The organism is Enterorhabdus sp. P55, assembly GCF_009911695.1.
Classification (GTDB): Bacteria; Actinomycetota; Coriobacteriia; order Coriobacteriales; family Eggerthellaceae; genus Enterorhabdus.
On sequence record NZ_QWKK01000083.1, the window covers coordinates 1 to 10527 of the forward strand.

Annotated in this window: 9 protein-coding genes; 8 read left to right on the forward strand and 1 reads right to left on the reverse strand. The window is 69.5% G+C overall.

The annotated features are described in order from the left end of the window. The 7 genes from sppA to D1643_RS08235 form a co-directional block, all read left to right on the forward strand. On the forward strand, positions 1–1016 hold a 1016-nt coding region (sppA, locus tag D1643_RS08205), incomplete at its 5' end, for a signal peptide peptidase SppA (RefSeq protein WP_160710160.1). Continuing rightward, on the forward strand, positions 997–3024 hold the full coding sequence (locus D1643_RS08210; RefSeq protein ID WP_160710161.1) for a class I tRNA ligase family protein: 2028 nt from the start codon (positions 997–999) through the stop codon (positions 3022–3024). The genes sppA and D1643_RS08210, both read left to right, overlap by 20 nt. Positions 3025–3099: 75 nt before the next feature. Next, positions 3100–3729: a cysteine hydrolase family protein gene (locus tag D1643_RS08215; protein ID WP_160710162.1), complete on the forward strand. Its 630-nt coding sequence runs from the start codon at positions 3100–3102 to the stop codon at positions 3727–3729. A 104-nt stretch (positions 3730–3833) separates the two neighbouring features. Continuing rightward, positions 3834–4004 carry a hypothetical protein gene (locus tag D1643_RS08220; protein ID WP_160710163.1) on the forward strand — a complete coding sequence of 57 codons (171 nt, stop codon included), beginning with the start codon at positions 3834–3836 and terminating at the stop codon, positions 4002–4004. 283 nt (positions 4005–4287) lie between these two features. After that, positions 4288–5241 (forward strand): hypothetical protein, encoded by a 954-nt coding sequence (locus D1643_RS08225; protein ID WP_160710164.1) that lies wholly within the window; start codon positions 4288–4290, stop codon positions 5239–5241. Positions 5242–5383: 142 nt separating this feature from the next. Continuing rightward, positions 5384–6646 (forward strand): helix-turn-helix transcriptional regulator, encoded by a 1263-nt coding sequence (locus tag D1643_RS08230; protein WP_160710165.1) that lies wholly within the window; start codon positions 5384–5386, stop codon positions 6644–6646. A 234-nt stretch (positions 6647–6880) separates the two neighbouring features. After that, a complete protein-coding gene (locus tag D1643_RS08235; RefSeq protein WP_160710166.1) occupies positions 6881–7225 on the forward strand; it encodes a hypothetical protein in 345 nt (114 codons plus the stop codon). Positions 7226–7410: 185 nt separating this feature from the next. Here D1643_RS08235 and D1643_RS08240 read toward each other — a convergent pair whose 3' ends face one another. After that, a complete protein-coding gene (locus D1643_RS08240) occupies positions 7411–8892 on the reverse strand; it encodes a DUF1846 domain-containing protein (protein ID WP_160710167.1) in 1482 nt (493 codons plus the stop codon). Between the two features lie 264 nt (positions 8893–9156). Here D1643_RS08240 and D1643_RS08245 point away from each other — a divergent pair, with 264 nt between their 5' ends. Continuing rightward, positions 9157–10047, forward strand: coding sequence for a site-specific tyrosine recombinase (locus D1643_RS08245; protein WP_160710168.1), 891 nt, complete (start codon positions 9157–9159; stop codon positions 10045–10047). The last annotated feature ends 480 nt before the right edge of the window (positions 10048–10527 follow it).

Consider the following 10527-nt stretch of genomic DNA (forward strand, 5'->3'; position numbering starts at 1 on the left):
CCGCCGCCGGCCCGGGCGGCGCGCCCGCCGCAGCCCCCGCGGGCACCTGGCAGGCGCCCTACGCGCCGGGTGCCTATGTCGCCCCGCCCGCCCCGCGCAGCCGCGCGTGGATCGTCGCGCTCGTGGCGGTCATCCTGCTGTTCGCGGCCATCTTCGTCGGCATGGCGTCGTGCACGTCGGTTCTGGGCTCCTCGTTCGGGTCGGCCGGCACGTCCGCGCCGAGCGCCGCGAGCGGCCCGACGGTGGGTATTATCGCCATCGACGGCACCATCGAATATGACGGCTCCACATCGAGCCCCGAGGGCCTCAAGGCCCAGCTTGACCGCGCCGAGGCCGATCCGAACATCCGCGCCGTCGTGCTGCGCGTCAACTCCGGCGGCGGCACGGCTACGGCCGGCGAGGAGATGAGCACCTACGTGCGCGACTTCTCCAAGCCCATCGTGGTGTCGAGCGCCTCGATGAACGCCTCGGCGGCCTACGAGATCTCGTCCCAGGCCGACTACATCTTCACCGCCAAGACCACGGCCATCGGCGCCATCGGCACGGCCATGCAGCTCACCGACATCTCGGGGCTGCTCGACAAGCTCGGCATCACCATCGACAACGTCACCTCGTCGGACTCGAAGGACTCCAGCTACGGCACCCGCGCCCTCACCGACGAGGAGCGCGCATACTATCAGGCCATGGTCGACCAGATCAACGCCACCTTCATCGCCACCGTGGCCGAGGGCCGTGGCATGACCGAGGAGGAGGTGCGCGCCTTGGCCACCGGCCTCACCTTCACGGGGATGGACGCGGTGAGCAACGGCCTGGCTGACGAGATCGGCACGCTCGAGGACGCCTGCGACAAGGCAGCCGGCCTGGCAGGCGTGGCGACGGGCTACCGCACGATGTACCTGCAACCCGAGGTGAGCGACCTGTCCGCCCTGATGAGCCTCATGGGGATGGAGACGAAGGCCGCCGACGAGGGCCTGACGGCAAAGGAGCAGAATCCCGATGTCCGATTTGAGAACTGACGCCCGCGTGAAGTGGCCGGCCCGCGCCGTGGTGACGGCGGGGATGCCCTACGGCAACAAGCCTCTGCACTTCGGCCATATCGGCGGCGTCTTCGTGCCGGCTGACGCCTTCGCGCGCTTTCTGCGCGACCGCATCGGCGCCGAGAACGTTCGCTTCGTCTCGGGGACCGACTGCTTCGGCTCGCCTATCGACGAGGGCTACCGCAAGCTCGTGGAGGCCGGCGAGTTCGACGGCTCCATCGCCGACTACGTGGCCGCCAACCACGACGCCCAGAAGCGCGCGCTCGACGCCTACCAGATCAGCCTCGACATCTACCAGGGCTCGGGCCTGGGACATGCCGGCGACGTGCACCAGATGGTGACCGACTCGTTCATCGAGCGGCTCTACGCCAACGGCTGGCTGCGCCGTGAGGCCACGCTCCAGTTCTTCGACGCCGAGGCCGGCATCTTCATCAACGGCCGCCAGGTGCAGGGCCGCTGCCCCGTGCAGGGCTGCAAGTCCGAGCACGGCTACGCCGACGAGTGCGACCTGGGGCACCAGTACGAGCCTCAGGACCTCATCGCGCCGCGATCCACGGTGACGGGCACGGTGCCCGAGATGCGCCCGGTGGAGAACTGGTACTTCGACCTGCCCGCCTTCGCCGACTTCCTGCGTGAGCGCGTGGCCGCCCTCGAGGCCGATCCCGAGGTGCGCGCCGTGGTGCCCCAGACCGTCAAGGAGTTCCTCGCGCCGCCCATCGTCTTCGTCAAGAACGAGGCGCTCGACGACTACCGTGCCATCGCCGACGAGCTGCCGCCCCATGCCTTCCGCGAGGCCCAGGGGGGCAAGCAGAGCTTCGAGATCGAGTTCTCCACCATCGCCGAGCGCGATGAGGCCCGTCCGGTGCTGGCCCGCGCCGGCATCCGCTTCCGCACGGGCAAGACCCTCGTGCCGTTCCGCATCACCGGCAACATCGAGTGGGGCGTGCGCGCGCCAGAGCTCGAAGACGTGCGCGGCCTCACCGTGTGGTGCTGGCCCGAGTCGCTGTGGGCGCCCATCTCCTTCACCATCGCCGCCAACGACGCCCGCGGGCTGCCGCGCGGCAGCTGGCGCGACTTCTGGTGCTCGGACGACGCGCAGGTCTACCAGTTCATCGGCCAGGACAACCTGTACTTCTACGGCGTGGCCCAGCCGGCCCTGTGGGAGGCCCTCGAGCCTGGCGGCATCCTGGCTGCCGACGCTGACGAGCCGGCCCTGCGCCAGACGTTCCTCGTGGCCAACCACCACATGCTCTTCGGCAACAAGAAGGCGTCCTCGTCGGGCGCGGTCAAGCCGCCCACGGGCGAGCAGCTCCTCGAGCACTACACTCCCGAGCAGCTGCGCGCCCACTTCCTCGCGCTCGGCCTCGACCAGAAGTCCGTCGGCTTCAAGCCCAAGCCCTTCGACCCCGATGAGGACAAGCGCGTCGATCCCCGCGTGGCCGACCCGGCCCTCAAGGAGGGCGCGCTGCTCACCAACGTGTTCAATCGCCTGGCCCGCAGCTGCTTCTACGAGGCCCAGAAGAACTTCGACGGCTGCATGCCGCTCGGCGCGCCCTCGGAGGAGGCGCGGGCGGAGGCCGTGCGCACCCTGCGCGCCTACGACGAGCTCATGCACAAGGTGGAGCTGCACTCCGTCATGTCGCTCATGGACGGGTTCATCCGCTTCGCCAACAAGTGGTGGACCGACGGCGTGTCAGCTGCCGAGGCGTCGGGTGACGCCGCGGCGCGCCGCCAGGTGCTCGTGGACTCGTTCTACCTCCTGCGCGTGGCCACGCTGCTCATGCACCCGGTGGTGCCCGTCGGCTGCGAGAAGATCTGCGACTACCTGAGCTTCGCCTTCGACGACTTCTTCAGCTGGAACTACGACTTCGAGTCCTGCGAGGAGCTTTGCAGCGCCATGGAGATCGACGAGGGCGCCCACCGCGTCCAGGAGCTGCCGCCGCGCTTCGACTTCTTCGAGAAGCACCCCAGCCAGCTTAAGAAATAGGGGAGGGTCGCGCCTGCCCGTCTGTCGTCTGAGCGCCCGCGTCTTGCGGGCGCCTCTGCGAAGAGAGGATGTCCCATGATCGAGGCCCGTCGCGCCGCGCTCGTGATGATCGACATGCAAAACGGCTTCATCGCCCCCAGCTCGGCGCTCTGCGTGCCCGGGGCCGCCGCCACCGTCGGCGCCTGCGCTGACGCGCTGGCCGCCGCACGGCGCCAGGGGATGGAGGTCGTCCACGTGCGGCGCGCCTACGCGGCTGACGGCTCGGACGTGGAGCCCGTGCGCCACGGGGCGTGGCTCGCCGGCGGGCGCCCCCTCTGCGTCGAGGGCGATGACCCGTCGAGCCTGGACTGTCCCGACGTACTCACTCCCGCCGACGGCGAGCGCGTGCTGCTCAAGCCGCGCTTCTCCGCCTTCTTCGGCACGTCGCTCGATCGCGTCCTGCGCCGCGCGGGCGTAGACGCCGTGGTGCTCACGGGCACCGCCCTGCCCAACTGCGTGCGCTCCACCGCCTATGACGCGCTGTCGCTCAACTACAACGTGGCCGTGGTGTCCGACGCCACCTCCTCGCGCACGCCCGAGGCCCAGGCCGCCAACCTGGCCGACCTGGCCGCCATCGGCGTCTACGTCCTCGACGTCGCCGAGCTCGCCGCCCAGGGCCTCGCTGCCATGCCCGACGCGCTGGCAGGCTGGCCCGGCAGCCGCTAGGCGGCCTTCCCGCGCGCCTGAAAGGCCCGTTGGGCAATCGGCGGCCTCTCTCGCTGATAGCATGGCGCTTGCCCCTGGGGGATGAGCGGAGAGAGGTGGTTCTCATGGTGGCGATCGGCGGTTTTGGTCTCTGGGGTCTTTTTCTGCTGCTCGTCGGCGTTCTCGCCGACGTGAGGACGGAGCGGCCTGTCAGCTTCGACGCCTCCGATCTGTCGACGGCTAGCTGCTTGGCGGTCGGGGCGGCGGGTCTCTTCAAGGATCGCTCTCACCGTTAGCCGGCTCGCCCCGTGTGGCTGCGCAGCGCCGTCTTTCGTCTTTTGTACGACACCTCGCCAAGTTTGCCCTTTTGGTGCAAATTCCGTCGATTTTGCACTCTGAGCGTTGCACGCAAACGGGTGTATGATGACAAAAGGCTTTCCCGACCTGGTCTTTTGCGGGCGTGTACGTTTAGGGGCGCGGCTATCGGGTGTACTTCGGGTGCAAAACCGCTCGCATTTGCGGCGGGGGGTGTCGATTTCTCGGGTCGCTTCCTGCGCAGCGTCGTGGTAGGGTGCGCCCATGAGCATCTTCTTCAGCCACGATACCGCGCTCGAGCATCTTCGGTCGCAGGCCGCAGAGCGGGAGTTCCCGCTCTGCTACGCCGTGCCGCGCCATGACGTCCCCCGGGGCGCGGCGCTTGCCGACGCGGGTCTCCACGCCTTCGGCATCCACGAGCGGCCCTACCATGTGCTGGTCGCCGATGCGGCCTCGCGGGGCAAGTCGCAGCTGGTGCGCTCCCATGTCTGCGCGGCTGCCTATCCGCCCGGTTCCTTTCGCAGGCTGACGCACGACCTTTACGTGAGCTCGCCCGAGCTGTGCTTTCTCCAGCTGGCCCCGAGCCTGCCCTTCGGCCGTCTGGCGCTGCTGGGGATGGAGCTCTGCGGCGGGTATGCGCTCGACGCCGACGACTCGGAGGGGTTTCGCCGCCGTGAGCCGCTCTCGACGGCGGCTGCGCTGAGGCGCGTCTCCCAGCGCTTCTCAGGCGTTAAGGGCGCCAAGCCGGCTCGCCTTGCCGCGCGCTTCCTCGTGGACGGGGCGCTTTCTCCGATGGAGGCGGCTGTCGTGCTGCTTCTCTGCGCGCCGACCTCGCGCGGCGGCTACGGTCTGGCGCCCCCTGTGCTCAATGCCGAGGTGCGTCTGACGCGGTCGTCTGCGCGCTGGCCGGCCAGCCGGTTCTGCGATCTTTACTGGCCCGCTCGTCGCCTTGCGATCGAATACGACTCCAACCGCTTTCACGTGGGGGCGAACCGCATAGCTCGTGACGCGTCACGTCGAGCGCAGCTTGCCCGCGAGGGGGTCACGGTGCTCACGCTCACCTGGGATCAGGTTCGCGATGTGACTCAGTTTCACGAGGTGGCCCTGCTGGTCGCGGCGCGCCTCCAGGGCGGGTTTCGCTGCTCGCGATCAGATTGGGCGTCGCGCCGTGCCGAACTGCGCCGCCAGGTGCTCCCTGGAAGACGGCTGGACTGGTAGAGGGGGCCCGCTGCGGCTTCTGGCCGGCGCTGCGGCTTTCCCCTGGTTGATTCTGCCGGGCGGAAGTCAACGACTGGTCGCTTGCGTGGTCTGAGGGTTGACCCTTACGCTGGTGGAGACGGAACCGACGAAGGGAGGCGGCATGGACGAGATCAGCCTGGGACGACGGATCGCGAAGGCGCGGTGGGAGAGCGGGCTCACGCAGGAGGAGGTGGCGGCGCACCTGGGCGTCACGAAGGCCGCCGTGTCGAAGTGGGAGCGCGGCCGGTCGCTGCCCGATCTGGCGCTCGCCCCCAAGCTGGCAGCCCTGTTCGCCCTGAGCGTAGATGAGCTGATCGGCTACGAGCCGCAGATGCCCCAGGAGCGCGTCGACGCGACCTACGAGGCCCTGCTCGCCCGCTTCGAGGAGGATCCCGCCTCCGCGCTCGAGGCCGTGCGCGCCGAAGCCGTGCGCTGGTGGTCGTGTCCGGCGCTGCTGCTGGCGCTCGGGATGCTGCTCTACGGCCGGGCGCCGCTCGGCGCGGGCGCGCAGGAGCGGCCGATGACGGGGGAGGCCCTTGCCTGCGCCGAGCTGGGGCGCCGCGTGCTCGAGCGCGTTCGCGCCATGGCGCCGGAGTCGGAGGAGGCTCGCCGTGCCGTGGCGCCCCTGGCCGCGCTGCTCCAGTGGCTCGGCGAGGACGAGGATGCCCTTGCGCTGCTCGCCCCCTACCTGCCCGGCGAGCCGATCCCCGCCGCTACCATAGCCGCCCAGGTCTACCGCCAGCGTGGCGACGATGACGCCGCTGCGCGTGTCCTGCAGCATGCGCTGCTCTGCGCGGCGCTCGAGGCCGTGGCAGACGTGCAGGCGCTTGCGGCGCTCTACGGCGATGACCCGGAGCGGCTGGGCGAGGTGGCTGCCGTAGCCGAGGGGCTGGCTGCCGTGCCGGGCATGACGGCCCTCGCCCCGACGCTCCTGCCGATGACGCGCCGCGCCCTGGCTGTGAGCCTGCTTCCGGCGGTTGCGCCCGCTGCTGATGCGGTAGGGGCCGAGTCCGCGCCTGGCGTGCCCGGTGGCACCCCGACCTGCGCTGCGGGGGACGCGCCGTCTGATGGTCCTGCGGCGGGTGGTTCGGAGAACGCACCTGCTCGCGTGCCCGAGGACGCCCTCGTCGCGCTTGAGCGCTTCGCCGATGCGGTGGCCGCCTGTTCTGCCGTGCTGGTCGCGCCCGAGAACCCGTCCGTTCTCTGGGCGGTCGATGACCTTCTCTGGGCGGCGCCCGATTCCGCCACGGTCGCGACGCGCGCGGAGGTTGCCGCGAGGCTCGCCTCATCCCTCGCTGCGTCGGTCACCGCCGACCCGCGCTGGGCACCCTACGCCGACGACCAGCGCGTCCGCGCCGTTCAGGCGCGCCTGGCCGCTCTCTAGGGCCTGGCCTGCCTCCCGTTCGCAGCCGCGTGCGGGGATGCCCGCCCGCTCCGCACGCGCTGACGTCCTGCTCCCGCCCGCTCCGCGTCCGCTGACACGCCACGCGCCACCGCACCAGCCCGCGTCATCCGTGTGCCTCCTGTTCGCGCGCGTCTCTCGCAGGCCGTTGCCGCGCCTGTCCGTCCTGTAATCCTTGCGCCCCCCTGCGGCGCGCCTCCGCTGAAAGGAGCCCCCATGTCCCTCGACCTCATCATGCGCTACGCCGTCATCGCCCTCGCCGCTCAGCTCGCCGCCGCTTGGGCGCAGGCCTTTCAGGAGCCATGGCCGCTGCCTGGCGCCTTCGAGCTGGCGGCCACCGCCGAGGAGCAGCTCTTCCGCAGCCTCGGCGTTCTCCTGCCGCGTGAGCCGCTTGTCCGGCTCCTCAGGGCCTTGAGCCTTCTAAAGCGCGGCCGGGTTTGCAAATTCGAACGGTTCTGCACCCGCTCCGCCCGCGCCAAGGGCCCGCGTTTCGCCCCCGCGCGGCAAAACCCCTGGTCGCCTGTGGCCGTCATGGTCTTCAGCGTCCCGACTGACCGCTGATCCGCCCTGCCGCGGGTGCAAAACCGTCAAAATTTGCGCTCGTTGCCGCCTTTCGCGAGGTTCGTCCCGTCACCCCTCCGCCAGAGGCGGCTTCGTTCCCCGCGCCGGACGCCTCCCCGGGCCCACAAGAAGGGGGAGCCGCGCATCTTGCGCGGCTCCCCCTTCATCGTGCGGTTTTGCCAGGCTTACTTGTGGTAGTAGCGGTGCGACTCGTACTTGGGCTCGCAGCAGATGTTGATACCCAGCGTGCGGTAGAGCTTCTCATCGGTGGCCGAGATGATCACCGAGAAGAACGCGTCGCAGCCGCGCAGCTTGTCGATGTTGTCCACCAGGCGCTCGGCCATGGGGTCGTTCACCGAGCTGATGGAGAGCGCCAGCAGCGTCTCGTCGGAGTGCAGGCGCGGGTTCTGGCTCTTCAAGTGCTCGGTCTTCAGGTGGCAGATGGGCTCGAGCACGTCGTCGGAGATGACGTAGAGCTCGTCGTCCACGCCTGAGACTCCCTTGAGCGCGTTCATCAGCAGCGCGGATGCGGCGCCGAGCAGGTTGCCGGTCTTGCCCGTCACCACCGTGCCGTCGGGCAGCACCATGGCGCCCGCGGGAGCGCCGGTCATCTCCTCCTTGAGCAGCGCGGCCGAGCGTGCCGGCGAGTGGTTCGGCGTGACGCCGGCCTGGTTCATGAGTATCTCGATCTTCTCCAGGTCGCGCTCGCCCTGGCCGGAGCGCTTGACCTCCACGGCGGTCTGGAAGTAGCGCCGCACGATCTCCATCTTGGCGGCGTCGCGGCAGGCCTCGTCGTCGGAGATGGCCATGCCGGCCATGTTGACGCCCATGTCGGTGGGGGAGCGGTAGGGGCTCTCGCCGGAGATGCGCTCCATCATGGCCTTGAGCACGGGGAAGATCTCCACGTCGCGGTTGTAGTTGACCGTGGTCTCGCCGTAGGCCTCCAGGTGGAACGGGTCGATGATGTTGTCGTCGTCGAGGTCGGCCGTGGCTGCCTCGTAGGCGATGTTGACCGGGTGGGTGAGCGGCAGGTTCCAGATGGGGAAGGTCTCGTACTTGGCGTAGCCGGCCGTCACGTCGCGCTTGTTCTCGTGGTAGAGCTGCGAGAGGCACGTGGCCATCTTGCCCGATCCGGGGCCGGGCGCGGTCACCACCACGAGGGGCCGCGACGTCTCGATGTAGTCGTTCTTGCCATAGCCCTCGTCGCTCACGATGTGGTCGATGTCGGAGGGGTAGCCGGCGATGGGGTAGTGCAGGTAGCTCGTGATGCCCATGGAGGTGAGCCGCTTGCGGAAGGCGTCGGCGTCGGGCTGGCCGGCGTAGCGGGTGATGACCACCGAGCCCACCATGAAGCCCATGCCGCGGAAGATGTCCATGAGGCGCAGGACGTCCTCGGCGTAGGTGATGCCCAGGTCCCCGCGCACCTTCGACTTCTCGATGTCGTTGGCGTTGATGACGATGACGATCTCCACGTCGTCGACCAGGCTCTGGAGCATGCGGATCTTCGTGTCCGGCGCGAAGCCGGGCAGCACGCGCGAGGCGTGGTAGTCGTCGAAGAGCTTTCCGCCGAACTCCAGGTAGAGCTTTCCGCCGAACTGCGCGATGCGCTCGCGGATATGCTCTGCCTGCAGGGCGATGTACTTGTCGTTGTCGAAGCCGGTGCGCATGGGCAGGGGTCCTTCCCTCAAAGACGTCGCGATGGTCAGGCGCCCGCGCGAGGGCGCCTGCTCGATTATAGCGAAGTCAGGGCTCCTCGGACGGCAGGCTCGGGCCGCGGCGGTTACGTCCTTGTTAAATAAGTACGCGCGAAGAGGGAAGGGGCGAAGGCGGCGGAGGCGCGGCGCGCGGAGGCGTCTGGAATCCTGCCGCGCCGCCTTCCCCCGCAGCACCTGGCGGTGAAGCGCTACAATGCCTTTCGGAAGGGAGGAGCCATGGAGGAGGCCGTCAGCGAGTACCTGAGCCACCTGCGCATCGAGCGGGGCAGCTCGCCGCGCACGGTGGAGGCCTACACGCGCGACTTGCGCGACTACGTCTCCTTCCTCGCCAGCCGCAACGCCCTCGCGCCCGACGACGTCGACCACGCGCTCATCGGCGCCTACGAGGCCGATCTGATCGAGCGTGGCTACGCGCCCGCCAGCGTGAAGCGGCGCGTGTCGGTGATCAAGGGGTTTCACCGCTTCTGCCTGCGCGAGGGCTTCTCCCGCGCAAATCCCGCCGACGCCCTGCCCCTGCCCAAGGTGCCTGATCGCCTGCCTGACGTGCTCTCCATCGCCCAGGTCACGCGTCTCCTCGACGAGCTGGATGGTACGACCCCGCGCGACTTGCGCGACCGCGCCATGCTCGAGGTGCTCTACGGCTGCGGTCTGCGGGTGAGCGAGCTTACGGGGCTCAATGGAGATAAAGTGCGCCTGGACGAGGGCTCCCTGCTCGTCACCGGCAAGGGCGAAAAACAGCGCATCGCCCCCATCGCCGGCACCGCTGCCCGCGCGCTCGCGCGCTACCTGGAAGAGGGCCGTCCTGCGCTTGCGCGGCCCGGGTCGCCGGGCGCCGTGTTCCTCAACGCCCGCGGCGGCCGGCTCTCGCGCCAGAGCGTGCACGCCGTGGTCGCCCGTGCCGGCCGCGTGCTCGGCATCAGCAACCTTCATCCGCACACCCTGCGCCACTCGTTCGGCACGCACCTGCTCGAAGGCGGTGCTAACCTGCGCGTCATCCAGGAGATTCTCGGTCACGCCGACATCTCCACCACGCAGATCTACACCCACGTCGACCGCACCCACCTCCAGACCGAGTACCTCGCCGCCCATCCTCTCGCGCGACGCTAGGCACCCGACGTCGCGCTTCGCACTGCCGGGCCCTCGTCGTCTCCGGGGCGAATTCCCGCCAAAAAGCGAGGTTGTGAGTTGTTTTGGACGCCCGAGAACCCGAGGGCGCGAAGAGCAGCGGATCCTCACCGGCGTTTTCCCAGGTCGCGGCAACCTAGGCGAGGGGGCGCGCCTTCTGGGGCTTTGAAAGCGCGTGCTGAGCAGCGCACAACCTCGTTTTTTTGGCGGGAATCATGCCTTGAAATCGCACGCCCGGCCTGCGGGCGGCCGCCTTCGGGCGCGTTCGACTGCAGGTGTCGCAAGGGGAGGGGGCCGCCCCCTGCGGTGGGATCGTTCGCGTTCCCTGGCCGCCGACGCCGACTGGGTCGCCCCCCATGCGCCGGCAGTCGCCCCGCGGCCGAACCCCCGCGCCCTGGCGACCGGCTTCGCCCCCCCCCGCCTGCCTCGGCGACCGCCCGCAGCCGCGTCGCCCCCCCCGCG

Coding starts and splice junctions, on each gene's coding strand:
- D1643_RS08240 (WP_160710167.1), bottom strand. CDS start 8,892: ATGCGCACCGGCTTCGACAACGACAAGTACATCGCCCTGCAGGCAGAG.
- D1643_RS08225 (WP_160710164.1), top strand. CDS start 4,288: ATGAGCATCTTCTTCAGCCACGATACCGCGCTCGAGCATCTTCGGTCG.
- D1643_RS08230 (WP_160710165.1), top strand. CDS start 5,384: ATGGACGAGATCAGCCTGGGACGACGGATCGCGAAGGCGCGGTGGGAG.
- D1643_RS08245 (WP_160710168.1), top strand. CDS start 9,157: ATGGAGGAGGCCGTCAGCGAGTACCTGAGCCACCTGCGCATCGAGCGG.
- D1643_RS08220 (WP_160710163.1), top strand. CDS start 3,834: ATGGTGGCGATCGGCGGTTTTGGTCTCTGGGGTCTTTTTCTGCTGCTC.
- D1643_RS08210 (WP_160710161.1), top strand. CDS start 997: ATGTCCGATTTGAGAACTGACGCCCGCGTGAAGTGGCCGGCCCGCGCC.
- D1643_RS08235 (WP_160710166.1), top strand. CDS start 6,881: ATGTCCCTCGACCTCATCATGCGCTACGCCGTCATCGCCCTCGCCGCT.
- D1643_RS08215 (WP_160710162.1), top strand. CDS start 3,100: ATGATCGAGGCCCGTCGCGCCGCGCTCGTGATGATCGACATGCAAAAC.